The 16486-nt window shown below is 64.9% G+C and carries 15 protein-coding genes; 9 read left to right on the top strand and 6 right to left on the bottom strand.

The window, feature by feature from the left end; translation table 11 throughout:
* The first annotated feature begins 228 nt into the window (after nucleotides 1–228).
* Nucleotides 229–2406, top strand: coding sequence for a malate synthase G (locus L1O02_RS02685; RefSeq protein WP_108545129.1), 2178 nt, complete (start codon nucleotides 229–231; stop codon nucleotides 2404–2406).
* A gap of 77 nt (nucleotides 2407–2483) precedes the next feature.
* Here the strand turns inward: L1O02_RS02685 and L1O02_RS02680 are convergent, their stop codons facing one another.
* Nucleotides 2484–2930: a response regulator gene (locus L1O02_RS02680; protein WP_060841415.1), complete on the bottom strand. Its 447-nt coding sequence runs from the start codon at nucleotides 2928–2930 to the stop codon at nucleotides 2484–2486.
* Between the two features lie 259 nt (nucleotides 2931–3189).
* On the opposite strand from L1O02_RS02680, the gene L1O02_RS02675 reads away from it, so the two are divergent.
* From L1O02_RS02675 to L1O02_RS02645, 7 genes are all read left to right on the top strand, one after another.
* On the top strand, nucleotides 3190–5124 hold the full coding sequence (locus L1O02_RS02675; protein WP_308811072.1) for a putative nucleotidyltransferase substrate binding domain-containing protein: 1935 nt from the start codon (nucleotides 3190–3192) through the stop codon (nucleotides 5122–5124).
* A gap of 10 nt (nucleotides 5125–5134) precedes the next feature.
* Complete coding sequence (locus L1O02_RS02670; protein ID WP_060841417.1) at nucleotides 5135–5842, top strand: 3'-5' exonuclease; 708 nt, start codon at nucleotides 5135–5137, stop codon at nucleotides 5840–5842.
* Between the two features lie 280 nt (nucleotides 5843–6122).
* A complete protein-coding gene (locus L1O02_RS02665) occupies nucleotides 6123–6641 on the top strand; it encodes an RNA polymerase sigma factor (RefSeq protein WP_108545128.1) in 519 nt (172 codons plus the stop codon).
* Entirely contained in the window at nucleotides 6638–7615 is a 978-nt protein-coding gene (locus L1O02_RS02660; RefSeq protein WP_108545127.1) for a FecR family protein, read from the top strand. The genes L1O02_RS02665 and L1O02_RS02660 overlap by 4 nt, the downstream gene beginning before the upstream one ends.
* A 182-nt stretch (nucleotides 7616–7797) precedes the next feature.
* On the top strand, nucleotides 7798–10227 hold the full coding sequence (locus tag L1O02_RS02655) for a TonB-dependent siderophore receptor (protein ID WP_108545126.1): 2430 nt from the start codon (nucleotides 7798–7800) through the stop codon (nucleotides 10225–10227).
* Between the two features lie 63 nt (nucleotides 10228–10290).
* Nucleotides 10291–11412 carry a PepSY-associated TM helix domain-containing protein gene (locus L1O02_RS02650; RefSeq protein WP_235759508.1) on the top strand — a complete coding sequence of 374 codons (1122 nt, stop codon included), beginning with the start codon at nucleotides 10291–10293 and terminating at the stop codon, nucleotides 11410–11412.
* Nucleotides 11409–11597 (top strand): hypothetical protein, encoded by a 189-nt coding sequence (locus L1O02_RS02645; RefSeq protein WP_060844809.1) that lies wholly within the window; start codon nucleotides 11409–11411, stop codon nucleotides 11595–11597. The genes L1O02_RS02650 and L1O02_RS02645 overlap by 4 nt, the downstream gene beginning before the upstream one ends.
* Here L1O02_RS02645 and L1O02_RS02640 read toward each other — a convergent pair.
* Entirely contained in the window at nucleotides 11544–11996 is a 453-nt protein-coding gene (locus L1O02_RS02640) for a hypothetical protein (protein ID WP_060841423.1), read from the bottom strand. The genes L1O02_RS02645 and L1O02_RS02640 overlap by 54 nt on opposite strands.
* Nucleotides 11997–12096: 100 nt before the next feature.
* Between L1O02_RS02640 and L1O02_RS02635 the strand changes: the two genes are divergently transcribed.
* The gene (locus L1O02_RS02635) at nucleotides 12097–12726 is read left to right on the top strand and encodes a glutathione S-transferase N-terminal domain-containing protein (protein WP_108545124.1); all 630 of its coding nucleotides are present in this window, start codon (nucleotides 12097–12099) and stop codon (nucleotides 12724–12726) included.
* Here the strand turns inward: L1O02_RS02635 and L1O02_RS02630 are convergent.
* The 4 genes from L1O02_RS02630 to creB all read right to left on the bottom strand — a co-directional run bounded on the left by L1O02_RS02630 (nucleotide 12723) and on the right by creB (nucleotide 16452).
* Complete coding sequence (locus L1O02_RS02630) at nucleotides 12723–12893, bottom strand: hypothetical protein (RefSeq protein ID WP_159426289.1); 171 nt, start codon at nucleotides 12891–12893, stop codon at nucleotides 12723–12725. The genes L1O02_RS02635 and L1O02_RS02630 overlap by 4 nt on opposite strands.
* Nucleotides 12886–14262 carry a cell envelope integrity protein CreD gene (gene creD / locus L1O02_RS02625; protein WP_060844811.1) on the bottom strand — a complete coding sequence of 459 codons (1377 nt, stop codon included), beginning with the start codon at nucleotides 14260–14262 and terminating at the stop codon, nucleotides 12886–12888. The genes L1O02_RS02630 and creD overlap by 8 nt, the downstream gene beginning before the upstream one ends.
* A gap of 91 nt (nucleotides 14263–14353) precedes the next feature.
* Nucleotides 14354–15772 carry a two-component system sensor histidine kinase CreC gene (creC, locus tag L1O02_RS02620; protein WP_060841426.1) on the bottom strand — a complete coding sequence of 473 codons (1419 nt, stop codon included), beginning with the start codon at nucleotides 15770–15772 and terminating at the stop codon, nucleotides 14354–14356.
* Nucleotides 15772–16452, bottom strand: a complete 681-nt coding sequence (creB, locus tag L1O02_RS02615; RefSeq protein ID WP_060842022.1) for a two-component system response regulator CreB — start codon at nucleotides 16450–16452, stop codon at nucleotides 15772–15774. The genes creC and creB overlap by 1 nt, the downstream gene beginning before the upstream one ends.
* Nucleotides 16453–16486: the final 34 nt, after the last annotated feature.

Genomic DNA, 16486 nt, shown 5'->3' with positions numbered 1-16486 from the left:
CATGTAGTATGCCGCAGCGCGCACTACATAACGTTGGAACGATGTCCGCCAAGGCCTGATTGCAACCCCTGCAACCCCCCATCAGCAAGGCTCTGCCGTTGATTGGAAGCACCCAGCCGCCCGCAATGGCATGTACTGGTGAACAGGGTTGTGCTTTAAATGGCCGCCGGCTTCATTGTTAATTTGAAGAGCTGAAAAGCGAAATAGCTGAGCAGAGTGAGGCAAGCAATGACTGAACACGTTCAAGTCGGTGGCCTGCAGGTCGCCAGAGTCCTGTTCGACTTCGTGAACAACGAAGCCATTCCCGGTACCGGCCTCACCGCCGACGCGTTCTGGGCCGGTGCCGACAAGGTCATTCATGACCTGGCACCGAAGAACAAAGCCCTACTCGCCAAACGCGACGATTTCCAGGCGCGCATCGATGCCTGGCACCAGTCCCGTGCCGGCCAGGCACACGATGCCGTGGCCTACAAAGCCTTCCTGCAAGACATTGGTTACCTGCTGCCAGAAACGGCGGATTTCCAGGCCACGACGCAAAACGTCGATGAAGAAATCGCCCACATGGCCGGCCCGCAGCTGGTGGTGCCGGTGATGAATGCACGCTTCGCCCTCAATGCCTCCAACGCCCGCTGGGGCTCGCTGTACGACGCGCTGTACGGCACCGACGCCATCAGCGAAGCCGATGGCGCGCAAAAGGGCAAAGGCTACAACAAGGTTCGCGGCGACAAGGTCATCGCCTTCGCCCGCGCCTTCCTCGATGAGTCAGCCCCGCTGACCGCCGGCTCCCACGTGGATTCGGTGAGCTACAAGATTGTCGGCGGCAAGCTGGTGGTGGGCCTCAAGGGCGGCAGCAACAGCGGCCTGCGCGACGACGCGCAACTGATCGGCTACCAGGGCGATGCCGCGGCCCCTACCGCGATCCTGCTCAAGCACAACGGCCTGCACTTCGAGATCCAGATCGACGCCGCAAGCCCGATCGGCCAGACCGACGCCGCCGGGGTCAAGGACCTGCTGATGGAAGCGGCCCTGACCACCATCATGGACTGCGAAGACTCGGTCGCCGCCGTCGATGCCGATGACAAGGTGGTGATCTACCGCAACTGGCTCGGCCTGATGAAGGGCGACCTGGCGGAAGAGGTTTCCAAGGGCGGCCAGTCCTTCACCCGCACCATGAACGCCGACCGCAAGTACACCGGTGTCAACGGCGAGCCGGTGAAACTGCACGGTCGCTCGCTGCTGTTCGTGCGCAACGTCGGCCACCTGATGACCATCGACGCGATCCTCGACAAGCACGGCAACGAGGTGCCGGAAGGCATCCTCGACGGCCTGGTCACCAGCCTCGCGGCGATCCACAACCTCAACGGCAACACCTCGCGCAAGAACAGCCGCACCGGCTCGGTGTACATCGTCAAGCCGAAGATGCACGGCCCTGAAGAAGCCGCGTTCACCAACGAACTGTTCGGCCGCATCGAAGAGGTGCTGAACCTGCCGCGCAACACCCTGAAAGTCGGGATCATGGACGAGGAGCGCCGCACCACGGTCAACCTCAAGGCCTGCATCAAGGCCGCCAGCGAGCGCGTGGTGTTCATCAACACCGGCTTCCTCGACCGCACCGGCGACGAGATCCACACCTCCATGGAAGCCGGCGCCATGGTGCGCAAGGCCGACATGAAGGCCGAGAAATGGATCGGCGCCTACGAGAACTGGAACGTCGATATCGGCCTATCCACCGGCCTGCAAGGCCGTGCGCAGATCGGCAAGGGCATGTGGGCCATGCCGGACCTGATGGCCGCCATGCTCGAACAGAAGATCGCCCACCCGCTGGCCGGTGCCAACACCGCCTGGGTGCCGTCGCCAACCGCCGCCGCCCTGCACGTGCTGCACTACCACAAGGTCGACGTGTTCGCCCGTCAGGCCGAACTGGCCAAGCGCCCCCGCGCTTCGGTGGACGACATCCTGACCATCCCTCTGGCCAGCGACACCAACTGGTCGGCCGAGCAGATCAAGAACGAACTGGACAACAACGCCCAGGGCATTCTCGGCTACGTGGTGCGCTGGATCGACCAGGGCGTGGGTTGCTCCAAGGTGCCGGACATCAACGACGTCGGCCTGATGGAAGACCGCGCCACCCTGCGCATCTCCAGCCAGCACATCGCCAACTGGCTGCGCCACGGCGTGGTGACCCAGGAGCAGGTGCTGGAAAGCCTCAAGCGCATGGCCCCGGTGGTTGATCGGCAGAACGCCGGCGACCCGCTGTACCGCCCGCTGGCGCCGGACTTTGACAGCAACATCGCCTTCCAGGCCGCCCTGGAGCTGGTGATCGAAGGCACCCAGCAGCCCAACGGCTACACCGAGCCGGTATTGCACCGTCGTCGTCGCGAGTTCAAGGCCAAGAACGGCCTGTAACATCGCCCGGCCACGCCCATGAAAAAGCCCCGGTCCAGTGGACCGGGGCTTTTTTTGTTCCGCGTGTCGAAAGCCTTCTACCGCACCACGCCCAGCTCATGCTTGACCAGGGCCAGCAGCTTGCCGGTATCGATGGGCTTGAGCAGGAAATCCACCACGCTCAGGTGCATGGCGGCAATCGCATCCCGCACATCGGCGTCGCCGGAAATGATGATGATCGGCAACGCGGCGCGCTCCGACTCACGCACCTGGCGAATCAGCTCCAGGCCACTGCAGGGCGCCATGCGCAGATCGGTGATCAGCAGGCCGATGGATTTGTTCGATTCGAGCAATTTGAGAGCGGCCTTGCCGCTGGCTGCGGTCATGCAGCGAATGCCATCCAGACCCAGAATCTCCGCAAGCAGCTCCCGGGCATCCTTGTCGTCATCGGCAATGAGCACACGCTGAGCGGGCAGGTCCGGCTCGAGCATGGCCTCGCTCAGAGCCTCGCGCTCGGCGTCACTCAAAATATCGTGGTCGGGCATACATTTCTCTACATGAACCAATCAATCCCCTAGCACTGTGGTCAGACATCGCTAAGCAGGTTTCCAATGTGCACTTCGTCGGAAAAATTGCCAAGTGCCCCGATCAGAGCTTTTTCGCATGGATGACCGCAGGCTCAAAGCCAAATGCCCTGGAACGCGAGCGCTACCTAGACTTACGTCCAATGGGCACTCCCGTCCCAGGCGCCGACCATTGCCGTGATCCGACCACAACAACTCCAAAAAGACTGCGGTAATCGTTATGAGTAAAGCGGACGCCTTCACCCAGGCCGGCAAGACCGCGGTGTTGCAGAACATTCAGGGGACCGTGCAGTTCCTGCAGCGCTTCCCGCCCTTCAACCAGATGGAAAACCTCCACCTGGCCTACCTGGTGGAACAATGCCAGCTGCGCTTCTATGGTCCGGGCGACAGCATCATCAAGCCGGCCGACGGTCCGGTTGAGCACTTCTACATCGTCAAGCAGGGGCGCGTGGTGGGCGAACGCACCCACGCCGCCAAGGGCAGCACCGAAACCACCTTCGAAATCACCACCGGCGAGTGCTTTCCCCTCGCCGCCTTGCTCGGCGAACGGGCGACCCGCACCGAGCATCGAGCCGCCGAAGACACCTTCTGCCTGCAACTGAACAAGAACGCCTTCATCAAGCTGTTCGCCCTGTCCGCGGAGTTCCGCGATTTCGCCCTGCGCGGGGTCAGCAGCCTGCTGGACCAGGTCAACCAGCAGGTCAAGCAGAAGGCCGTGGAAACCCTCGGCACCCAGTACTCGCTGAACACCCGCCTCGGCGAGCTAGCCATGCGCCATCCGGTGGCCTGCAGTCCGCACACACCGTTGCGCGAAGCCGTGGCACTGATGCACGAGCAGCAAGTGGGCAGCATCGTGGTGGTGGACGAAAACAAGGCGCCCCTGGGGATCTTCACCCTGCGCGACCTGCGCCAGGTGGTGGCCGACGGCAGCCAGGACCTCAACCAGCCCATCGAACGCCACATGACCCAGGCGCCGTTCTTTCTCAGCCCGGACCACAGCGCCTTTGACGCCGCCATCGCCATGACCGAACGCCATATCGCCCACGTTTGCCTGGTCAAGGACCAGCGCCTGTGCGGCGTGGTGTCCGAACGCGACCTGTTCTCCCTGCAACGGGTCGATCTGGTGCACCTGGCCCGGACCATCCGCAACGCCCCCCGGGTCGAGCATCTGGTGGCGCTGCGGGGCGAGATCGGCCAGTTGGTGGAACGCATGTTGGCCCACGGCGCCTCCTCGACCCAGATCACCCACATCATCACCCTGCTCAACGATCACACCGTATGCCGGGTGATCGAACTGACCCTGGCGGACAAGGGCGACCCCGGCGTGCCCTTCAGCTGGCTGTGCTTCGGCAGCGAAGGCCGGCGCGAACAGACCCTGCACACCGACCAGGACAACGGCATCCTGTTCGAAGCCCGGGACGCTGCCCATGCCGCGGAAATTCGCGGCAAGCTGCTGCCCATTGCCCAGCAGATCAACCAGAGCCTGGCCCAGTGCGGCTTCACCCTGTGCAAGGGCAACATCATGGCCGGCAATCCCGAGCTGTGCCTGTCCCGCGCCGAATGGGCCCGACGCTTTGCCGCCTTCATCCGCGAGGCGACCCCGGAAAACCTCCTGGCTTCAAGCATCTATTTCGACCTGCGGGTGGTCTGGGGCGATGAACAAGGCGCCGAACAACTGCGCCGCGCCATCCTCGACCAGGTCGCGGACAACCGCCTGTTCCAGCGCATGATGGCGGAAAACGCCCTGCGCCAGCGCCCGCCGGTGGGACGCTTTCGCGAGTTCGTGCTGGCCCGCAAGAACGGCGAAAAGGCCACCCTCGACCTCAAGGTCCAGGGCCTCACGCCCTTCGTCGACGGCGCGCGCCTGCTGGCCCTGGCCAACGGCATCGGCGCCATCAATACCCTGGAACGCCTGCGCCAGCTGGTGTCCAGGCAAGTCATCGAGCCCCTGGACGGCGCCGCCTATGAAGAGGCCTACCACTTCATCCAGCAGACCCGCATGCAACAGCATCAACGCCAGACCCGGGAGAACCAGCCCTATTCCAACCGGGTCGACCCGGACAGCCTGAACCACCTGGACCGGCGCATCCTGCGCGAATCCCTGCGCCAGGCCCAGCGCCTGCAAAGCAGCCTGGCCCTGCGCTACCAGTTATGAGCTATCCGTTATGAGTCTGTTTGCCTGGTTCCGTCCCGCGGTCAGCGTACTGACCGCCGAGCAGCAACAACGCCGCGACCGTCTGCCAGCCTTCACCGAACTGGGTGAAGGCAGCCTGCGTGAACAGCGCTGGGTAGTGGTGGACCTGGAAACCACCGGCCTCAACCTCAACCGCGACCAGGTGCTGTCGATCGGCGCGGTGGTGATCGAGGACGGCGCCATCGACTTCAGCCAGCAGTTCGAGCGCACCCTGCAGCGCGAGGGCCACAAACTCAGCCCCAGCGTGCTGATCCACGGCCTGGGCCCCAGCGCCATCGCCGCCGGCTGCGATCCGGTAGAAGCCCTGCTGGATTTCATGGAGTTCGTCGGCGACAGCCCGCTGCTGGCCTTTCATGCGCCCTTCGACCAGCACATGCTCGGCCGGGCCTTGAAGGACAGCCTGGGCTATCGCCTGCAGCACCGCTTCCTCGATGTGGCGGACATGGCGCCCATGCTCTGCCCCCAGGCCCACATCCGCGAAGCCGGACTGGACGACTGGATCAGTGAGTTCAAGCTGCAAGTGGTGGAGCGCCACCATGCGGCGGCCGACGCCCTGGCCACCGCCGAACTGGCATTGATCCTGTTCAACCGCGCCCGCCAGCAACAGATCCACAGTCCGCTGAACCTGCAACAGCGCCTCAGCCAGTGGAAGCGTCGCCAGCAGGTCCCTTCGTTCTGATCCATCACAACCGTGGCGAGGGCGCTTGCTCCCGCTCGGCCGCGCAGCGGCCGTAAACCCGCGTCCCGGTTCCACCTGACACAGAGCCTTGGGCGTGTGGCGCACGCCAGCGCGAGCATGCTCCCTCGCCACAACGGGCTTTCTCTGCAGGCAAACCTCTTCAGCACCCGCCACCTTCCGCGACAAGACAGCCGACCGACGTCAATTGCGCCGCTGTTTCGCCTCTGCGACAATCGCGAATAATTCTCGTTAATTCAAACCTTTCGGTGGGTGAACCCGGTTGTCGTCAGTCCAAAGCCCTCGCAATGAGCTGGTTGGTGCGTTGTATCGCGACCATCGCGGCTGGCTCCTGGCCTGGTTGCGGCGCAACGTGGCCTGCAGCCAACGGGCCGAGGACCTGAGCCAGGACACCTTCGTCCGCCTGCTGGGTCGCGACGAACTCCAGACGCCCCGGGAGCCCAGGGCCTTTCTGCTGGCGATTGCCAAGGGCCTGCTGTTCGATCATTTCCGCCGCGCAGCCCTGGAACAGGCCTACCTCAACGAACTGATGCTGATCCCCGAAAGCGAGCACCCCTCGCCGGAGGAGCAGCAGATGATCCTCGAAGACCTCAAGGCCATCGACCTCCTGCTGGGCAAGCTTTCCAGCAAGGCCCGCATGGCCTTTCTCTATAACCGCCTCGACGGCCTGAGCCACGCCGAGATCGCCGCACGCCTCGGGGTCTCGGTGCCGCGGGTGCGCCAGTACCTGGCCCAGGGCATTCGCCAGTGCTACATCGCCCTGTACGGGGAGCCGCTATGACCCCCATCAGTTCCAAACCGGTTTCGGCACGGGTACTGGACGCCGCCATCGCCTGGCAGCTGTCGCTGGATGGCGGCGCCAGCGCACTGGAGCGCGAGGAGTTCGCCAAATGGCACGCCGCCCATGAAGAACATGCCCGGGCCTGGCGCCAGCTGGGCATGCTTGACCAGCGCGTCAGCGTCGCCTCGGGGCCTGCGCGCAACGCCTTGCTGCAATCGCGCGAAGGCCTGCGCCGGCAGGTACGCAAGCTGGGACGTGGGGTCGCCAGTGTGGTGCTGGTGGTCGGGCTGGCGCTGTTTGCCGGGGAGCGTTACCTGCCAGTGGATTACTGGCTGGCCGACCAGCGCACCGCCACCGGCGAGCAGCGCACCCTGCACCTGAGCGATGGCACGCGGATCAACCTCAACACCCACAGTGCGCTGGACGTGCGCTTCGATGAGCAGCAACGGCGGATCGTGCTGCAGGAAGGCGAGATCCTCATCGAGACCGGACACGACGACAGCCGCCCCTTCATCGTCGAAACCCGCGACGGGCGGATGCGTGCCCTGGGCACGCGGTTCCTGGTCCAGCGTGAAGACCAGGGCACCCGTCTCGGCGTGCTGCAATCGGCGGTGGCGGCGCGACCGCAAGCCGCTCGGGACGAGCAGGTGTTCAAGCAGGGCCAGCAGGTGCTGATGCGCCGCGCTGGCCTGGACCCGCTGCCGCCCCTGACCCCGGGGGCCGACGCCTGGACCCGGGGCATGCTGGTGGTGGACAACGCGCGCCTGGGCGACCTGATCAAGGAACTGGGACGTTACCGTCGCGGCTACCTGGGCGTCGCCCCGGAAGTGGCCGACCTGCGCATTACCGGCAGCTTTCCGCTGCAGGACACCGACCTGGCGCTCAATGCCCTGCTGCCCACCCTGCCGGTGACGATCGAGCGGCACACCGACTGGTGGGTGACCGTGGAGGCCAAGGCCGACGCCAAGCGCTGAGGTCGGCGTCGCGGCCTTGGCCAGCAAGCAGGCTCCTACACCGATCCCGTAGGCGCTGGCTTGCCAGCCAATCGCCCGCCATCAATCCGAATCCAGATTATTTTCAATCCGCCCCTATCACTTTTCCAATCTCGTCCGGCACCTAGGCAATTGCGAAACATTTCCATTCAGGAGCCGCCCCCATGTCCCGCTCGCTAGACACCCTGTTACGCCCCAGCCTGCTGGCTGTCGCCATCGCCCTCTGCGCCCCGCTGGCCAGCCAGGGACTGATGGCCGCCGAGCAAGCGTCCAGCGTGCGCGCCTACGACCTGCCGGCCGCGCCCCTGGCCAGCACCCTGAACCAGATCGCCAGCCAGGCCGGCCTGGCCCTGAGCCTCGATCCGTCCCTGGCGGCGGGCAAGCGCTCGGCCCCGGTCAAGGGCCAGTTCGACGCCCCCGGCGCCCTGCGTGAGGCCCTGCGTGGCAGCGGCCTGCAGCTGCAACGCAGCCCTGCCGGCAGCTACAGCCTGGTGGCGATTGCCGACGACGTGGTGACCCTGGCGCCCACCAGCATTACCGGCCAGCAGGCTGGCGAAAGTGCCTGGGGTCCGGTCGACGGTTACCTCGCCACACGTACCGCCGCCGGCACCAAGACCGACACCTCGCTGGTTGAGGCTCCGCGCTCGATTTCCGTCGCGACCCGCCAGCAGATGGAAGACCGCAACGTGCAGAACCTCGACGATGCCGTGCGTTACATGCCCGGTATCGTCTCTGCCAGCTACGGCAGCGACACCCGCTATGACTGGATGCGGGTCCGTGGCTTCGAACCCACCCAGTTCCTCGACGGCCTGCCCCTGCCCCGCGGCGTGTATGCCAACCCGAAAGCGGAAACCTGGAACCTCGACCGCCTGGCCCTGCTGCGCGGCCCGGCATCCTCGGTGTATGGCCAGACCCCGCCGGGCGGCCTGCTGGACATGGTCAGCCGCCGCCCCAGCGCAGACACCAGCCATGCCGTGCAGATCCAGTACGGCAGCGACAACTACCGCCAGATCAACTTCGCCAGCACCGGCAAGATCGACGACGAGGGCCAGTTCCTCTATGGGCTCAGCGGCGTGGTGCGCGATGCCGGCACCCAGGTCGATCACATCGACAACAAGCGCTACAACATCGCCCCCAGCCTGACCTGGAACATCGATACCGATACCCGCCTGACCCTGCTCACGCAGTTCACCCGCGACGATACCGGTGCCACCAGCCAGTTCATGCCGATCCAGGGCACCAAGATCAAGTCGCCACTGGGCGAGGTTTCCCATCACAAGAACCTGGGCGACCCGGACTACGAGTTCTACGACCGCACCTACTACGCCCTGGGCTACGCCTTCGAGCACCGCTTCAACGATGTCTGGCAGTTCCGTCAGAACCTGCGCTACACCAAATCGGAACTGTCCTTCCAGCAGTTGACCGTGGGTTCCTATGCCTACTCCCCGGCTGATGCGGCGGGCAACATCAGCCGGACCTCGACCAACGTCAACGAAGACATCGGCCAGTTCGCGGTCGACAACAACGTCCAGGCCAACTTCGCCACCGGCGACATCGACCACACCGTGCTCATCGGCCTGGACCACCAGCGCACCAGCACTTCGTACCTGTCGATCTATGGCGACGGGGGCAAAACCAATATCTTCAACCCGGTCTATGGCCAGCCGATTGTTCGTCCGTCGCGCACCGACGCTTACTACGACTACGACCAGAAAACCATTCAGACCGGCCTCTACGTCCAGGACCAGATGGCCCTGGACAACTGGCGCCTGACCCTGGGTGGTCGTGAGGACTGGGTGCACCAAGGCACCACCTACCTCAACAAGAAAGACGCGACCAACACTGATCGCAGCAAGAACTTCAGTGGCAATGCGGCGCTCAGCTATGTGTTCGACTCAGGTGTCGTGCCGTACATTTCCTACGCCGAATCCTTCCAGCCAGCGAGCAACGCCAGCGTTTCACCGACCGAATCGTATAAACCCACGGAAGGTAAACAGTGGGAGCTGGGCATCAAGTATCAACCGCCGGGTTCGAACACGCTGCTGAGTGCGGCGGTCTACGACCTGACCCAGAAGAATGTCCTGGTCACCAGCATCGGGGCAGGAGGCGAATCGATCACCAACCAGACCGGCGAAGTGAAGGTCAAAGGCCTGGAGCTGGAAGCCGTGTCTGACGTGACCGACAACCTCAAGGTCATCGCGGCCTACACCCTGGCCAAGTCCGAGGTACAAAAAGGCATCCACAAAGGCAACCGCCTGCAACTGATGCCCAACCAGCAAGCCTCCCTGTGGACGGACTACACCTGGCACTCCGGCGTACTCGACGGTTTCGGCATCGGTGCCGGCGCCCGCTACACCGGCAATACCTATGGCGACCAGGCCAACACCTGGCTGGGCAAGGCCGACGCCTACACGGTGTTCGACGCTGCCGTGCATTACGACCTCGGTCGCCTGGACAACAGCCTCAAAGGGGCGTCGCTGAAACTCAACGCCACCAACCTGTTCGACAAGGATTACTTGTCCACCTGCGACGGTTCCTACTGCTATTTCGGCGATCAGCGCAGCGTGGTCGCCAGCGCCACCTATCAATGGTAATCGGCTGAATTAACAACCAGGCCGTCCGACAAGGACGGCCTTGGTGTGCCTGAAGGCTAAGAAATGAAAAGCAAGACAATCCGCCGCTGGTCCTTTATCCACACCTGGACCAGCCTGATCTGCACGGTGTTTCTGCTGCTGCTGGCGCTCACCGGGCTGCCGCTGATCTTCCACCACGAGATCGACCACCTGCTGGGGGACGCGCCACAACTGCGAGAGCTGCCCGCCGACACCCCGCACCTGGACCTGCAACAGCTGGTCAAGGCCGCCGAAGCTCATCGCCCGGGGGAAGTCATGCAGTACTTCGGCTGGGACGAAGACGAGCCCAACGGTGTGATGGCGATCATGGCCAAGACCGCCGGCACCGAGCCCAATTCCTCCCACACCTTCATGCTCGACGCCCGCACCGGCGAAGCCGTGGCCATGCCCTCGGCCAATGGCGGGCTGATGATGGTCATGCTGCGCCTGCATGTGGACATGTTCGCCGGGCTGCCGGGCAAGCTGCTGCTGGCCTTCATGGGCCTGCTGTTTGTGCTGGCGATCATCTCCGGCACGGTGCTGTACCTGCCGTTCATGCGCCGCCTGAAGTTCGCTACGGTGCGCCAGGACAAATCCAGCCGCCTGCGCTGGCTCGACCTGCACAACCTGATCGGTGTGGTGACCCTGACCTGGGCCCTGGTGGTGGGCGTGACCGGGGTGATCAGCGCCTGCGCCGACCTGATCATCGCCGCCTGGCGCAATGACAGCCTCAGCGCCATGGTCGCGCCCTACCGCGACGCCCCGCCCCTGACCGCGCTGGCTCCCGCCAGCCGCCTGCTGGACATCGCCAGGGCAGCCGCCCCGGGCATGCAGCCGGACTTCATCGCCTTTCCCGGCACGCGCTTTTCCAGCGAGCACCACTACGCGGTGTTCCTCAAGGGCGGCAGCCACCTGACCTCGCACCTGCTGACCCCGGTGCTGATCGATGCCAGCAGCCTGCAGGTCACCGCCGTCGGCGAGCGGCCCTGGTACATGGACGCCATGGGCATGTCCCAGCCCCTGCATTTCGGCGACTACGGCGGCCTGCCGATGAAGCTGCTGTGGGCGGCGCTGGACGTCCTGACCCTCATTGTCCTGGGCAGCGGCCTGTACCTGTGGATCGTCCGCCGGCGGGCCGGCAAGGCGACCCGGGAGGGGCACCGATGAAGCCGCGGCAAGCGAGTTTCTGGAAGGTCTTCGGCGCGCCCCTGGCGCTTGGCCTGCTGAGCGCCGCCGGGTTGTTCGCCGCGCTGCTGGGCGACGGCGCCTGGGACAGCCTGAGCTGGCTGGGCCTGGGCCTACCGACCCTGATCGCCCTGCACGGCCTGCTGCGGCGCAAGCCGGCGGCCTGAACCCGGCGCCGGGAAGCCGCGCCACAGGTACATCGCAAGCCCGAGGCCGATCAGCATCACCGGGATGAACACGCGGTTTTCCTGGAACGCCTCGATGGCCACCAGCACGCTGAACAAGGCCAGCCCCAGCAGCGGCACATAGCTGGCCGCCAGGCTCCAGCGCCACAGCTGGGTCACCGGGTCGGGACCGCGCAAGCGCAACAGGGCGCAGGCCAGGCCCGGCAGGGCCAGTGCCGGCAGGGCCCAGTACCAGGCGATGTAAGCGAACGCCATGATCAGCTCCGGCTCACCCTCGCCCTTGCGACGAAACTCGTATTGCAGCGCCAGGTACACCGCCAGCGCGCCCAGCAAGGTCAGGGCCAGGCTGTACAACCCGTGTAAAAGATAGGACCTGCGCACTCATCACTCCTTGTCTGTACTGCCGCTCGCCCCTGTGGCCCATGCCCCAGGCTGCGCTAAGATCCCCGGGCTGCGAGACTTCCACCCGCGAGGAATATTCATGTCCACCCCAAGCATGACGCTGTTCCACAACCCGGCATCACCTTTTGTACGCAAAGTCATGGTGCTGCTGCATGAAACCGGACAGTTGAACCGGGTTGCCCTGCAAGCCAGCCAACTGAGCCCGGTCAACCCGGACGCCACCCTGAACCAGGACAACCCCCTGGGCAAGATTCCCGCCCTGCGCCTGGCCGACGGCCAGGTGCTGTATGACAGCCGGGTGATCCTCGATTACCTGGACCAGCAGCACGTCGGCAACCCGCTGATCCCCCGGGACGGCTCGGCCCGCTGGCGCCGCCTGACGCTCGCGGCCCTGGCCGACGGGATCATGGACGCCGCGGTGCTGTTGCGCTACGAGCTGGCCCTGCGCGCCCCGGAAAAACACTGGGAGCAATGGCTCGACGGCCAGCGCGACAAGATCCGCCGCGCCCTGGCGGTGCTGGAGGCCGAGGCGATTGCCGAGCTGGCCAGCCACTTCGATGTGGCCGCCATCAGCGTCGCCTGCGCCCTGGGTTACCTGGACTTCCGCCACCCCGACCTGGAATGGCGCCAGGACCAGCCTCAACTGGCCGCCTGGTACTTCGAGGTCAGCCAGCGGCCGTCGATGCTGGCGACCCGACCGCCGGCCTAATCGGTCAGGCGCTCGGGCCTGTTCGCCGGCAAGCCGGCTCCTGTAGCACGGGGAGCAGCTTGCTGGCGCACCCGCCACCACGCCTCCGGTGGAAACAACTGGCCAATCCGCTGCGTCAGGCGCTCGCGCTGACGCTGGTCCTCACGCAAGCCCAGTGACTTACTCATGGATGGCCTCCAGGTCGAACTGCAGGGGCGCCGGGGTCTTGCTCTGGCCCAGGCCATACCAGTCCAGCTTGCGGGTCAGCACCATGAACACGCCCAACAGGCCGAACAGCAACAGCGAGCCCATCAGCAACGCATAGTCCTCGGCGCTGAGCAGGCCGTAGAGCAAGCCGTACAAGGCCGCCAGCGAGAGCGCGAACACTGCGCCGTTACGCCAGCTGTGCAGCACATGGCTGACATAGAAACCGATCAAGCCGACACAGGCCGCCGCCGACACGCCGTAGGCCAGTTCGAAACCCAGGTGCTCCGACAGCGACAGCAGCAACAGGTAGAAGAACGCCAGTGCCACGCCCACCAGGGCGTACTGGATCGGGTGCACCGACAGGCTCTTGAGCACTTCGAACAGAAAGAAGCCGGCAAAGGTCAGGCCGATGAACAGCAGGGCATATTTGATCGCCCGGTCGCTTTTCAGGTACTGGTCCACCGGGTCGATGAAGCTCACCCCAAAGCTGCGGCTGTTGAAGTCCTGGCATTGGCTGCTGTAGGCGCAGCGCTCCATGGCCTGCTCCAGGTTGGTGGAGAAGAACGAGGTCTGCCAGAGCGCCGAAAAGCCCTGCTCGGTGACTTCACGCTGCACCGGCAGGTAGTTGCCGACAAAGCTCGGGTGCGGCCAGTTGGCCGTCAGCAGCACCTTGCTGGTCTTGCCCACCGGCAGCACCTGCAACTGGCCGGTGCCCTGCAGGCGCAGGTCGAAGGCGAAGTCCAGGCGAGTGTTCTTCTTCAGGTCCAGGGGCGGCAGCAGCACGTGCACGCCTTCGTCCAGCCAGCTGACAAAAGTACCCGGGGCAAAGTCCAGGGTCTGGCCGTTGAGCTGCAGTTGCAGGGCGTTTTCGATGCCGCGGATGTCGCTGATGCCCACCGCCAGGAACGGCTGGTCGAACTGGTAATCCGCAAAATCCTCCTTGATGCCGTACTGCTCGGGCACGGCGAAATGGCCGCTGATGTGGTTGTCGGCGTGGAACAGCCGCGCCTCGTAGATCCCCCGGGCGCGCAGCTCGGTCTGGGCCTTGCTGTCCAGTTCGAAATGCTCGGGCAGGAAGAACAGCCGTCCCTGCTGCTCGCTGGTTTCCTGGTAGCGCTTCTTGGTCTTGTCGTCGGTTTTCCAGGTGCGCACGGTCTTGCGGTAGTCCACCACCATCACCGGGCCGCTGATCTGCTGCTGGGTGCTGGAGCTGCGGGCGATATCCTCGAGCACGCCATCGCGCAGGCTCTGGCGCTCGCCGATCAGGCCGCTGATCATCAGCAGCGGTATCAGCAACAGCACGATCAACAGGCCAATGGCCCCGAGTTTGAAGGTCAGGTTACGGTTCATGAGGCTCTCCCAGTTGGAATGGGCGAGAGTCTGGAACCCGGGCATGGGGGTTTTATGGGGGCAATGTGGAGACTCTGTGGAGAATCCCCACTCAGGGCAGCCGCAAGGTCACCTGCACCCCACCCGCAACGTTCTCAATGCGCATCTGGCCGCCATGCAATTGCACCACTTCCTCGACAAAATTCAGCCCCAGGCCGGTGCTCTTGCGCCCGCTGTCCGGGCGCGGCAGGGAATAGAAGCGCTCGCACAGGCGCGGCAGGGCATAGTCCGGAATCGGCTCGCCCTGGTTGAACAGCACCAGTTCCACGCCGTCCTCCACCCGCTGCGCCGAGCAGCGCAACAGGCCACCCACGGGGCTGAAATCCAGGGCGTTGGTCAGCAGGTTGCCCAGGGCCTGGCGCAGCAGGAACGGCTCGCCGGACCAGGCCAGGTCCGCCGGCACCCGCAGTTGCACCTGCAGCTGCTTGCCTTCGATACGCCCGTGCTGGCTGTTCAGCAGCTCCTTGCACAGCGGCGCCAGGGGCACGCTGACCCGCTCTTCCAGGCCCTGGCGCTGCTCCACTTGTGCCAGGTTCAACAGGCGTTCAATCAACTGCTGCATGCGCGCGCTTTCACTGTCGATATTGCCGACGAAGCGCTGGCGCTGCTCCAGGGGCATCTCGCTCTGCAGCAGTTCCGCCGCCCCGCGAATCGCCGCCAGGGGGCTCTTCAGTTCGTGGGTCAGGGTGTGCACGTAGCGCTCGACATAAGCCTTGCCTTCGAGCTGGGTGCGCATGCGTTCCACCGCCGTTGCCAGTTGCTCCAGCTCGCCACCGCGATAGTGCGGCAGCTCGGCGCGGCGCCCTTCACTGACCGCCAGGGCGTAGGCGGTCATGCGTCGCAACGCCGCGCTCAGCCACCAGGACAGCAAGGCGCCAAACAGCAGGCCCATGGCAATCAGCCCGGCGCCGTACCACAGCAGGCGGCGTTCGGTACGGTCGACGTAGGGCTGCAGGGAACTGTTGGGCTTGGCCACGGTGACCACGCCGATGATCTGGCCGTTGTCGCGGATCGGCGCGCCCACGTGCATCACCGAGGAATTGGGATCGTCGGCCAGCGAGCGCGACGAACGCGCGCCATATTGGCCGCGCAGGGTCAGGTACACGTCGTTCCAGCGCGAATAATCCTGACCCACCGCCAGGCCACTGGAGTCCAGGACCACGATGCCCTTGGCGTCGGTGACGTAGATGCGGTGGTTGACCTGATTCTTCGGCAGGCCCCAGATGGTCGCCGCCGGTTGCCGCTCGCCGTAGGCCCGCAGCAATTGCGGCCAGCGGTTCTCGCTGAGGGTGCCGGCCTTGAAATCGTCCCGCAGGATCTCCGCCAGCAGGTTGGCGGTGTCCACCAGGGTTTCCTCGGTGGACTGGCGCACGCCGGGGCGGATCTCCTTCATCACCGTGCTCAGCACGAAATAGCCGGTCAGGCTGATGAACAGCAAATAGACCAGGAAGATGCGGATGCCCAAGGTCATCAGGCGTGGCTCGGGCTGTAGCTGTAGCCCAGGCCGCGATGGGTCTGGATCGGCTCGGCCTCGGCCGCCACCAGGCGCAGCTTGGCCCGCAGGCTCTTGATGTGGCTGTCGATATTGCGCTCGTAGCCCACGTCCGCCACCACCCCCAGGGCATCGAGCAACTGCTCGCGGCTGAACACCCGCTCGGGCTGCTCCAGCAGGCATTGCAGCAGGCGGAACTCATGCCGGGTCAGGCTCAGGGGCTGGGCCCGGTAACTGATCTGCACCCGCTCGGCGTCGATGACGAACAGCGCCGGGGCTGCCTCGGGAGCCGCTCGCGGAGCCATGCGCTTGAGGATCGCCTTGACCCGCGCCGCCACTTCCCGCGGGCTGAAGGGCTTGACCACATAATCGTCGGCGCCGATTTCCAGGCCCACCACCCGGTCGATCTCACCGTCCCGGGCGCTGAGGAACATCACCGGCACCTCGCTGAAGCGGCGCAGCTGTTTGCAGGTTTCAAAGCCGCTGATATCCGGCAGGCCGATATCGAGGATGATCAGGTCCGCCGGGGTTGCCCGCTGATGCTCCAGGGCCGCATGACCCAGGCTCAGCCAGGTGGTGGTGAAGCCTTCGCCTTGCAGGGCGAAGATCAGGGTGTCGGCAATGGCCGCTTCGTCTTCGACAATCAGGATATGGGGCATGGCATCCAAGCACGCAAATTCAGTGGGCGAACGG

The organism is Pseudomonas sp. BC42 (assembly GCF_021560055.1).
Classification (GTDB): domain Bacteria; phylum Pseudomonadota; class Gammaproteobacteria; order Pseudomonadales; family Pseudomonadaceae; genus Aquipseudomonas.
The sequence above is the reverse complement of the archived record's forward strand: the minus strand, read 5'-3'. Positions and strand labels throughout refer to the sequence as shown.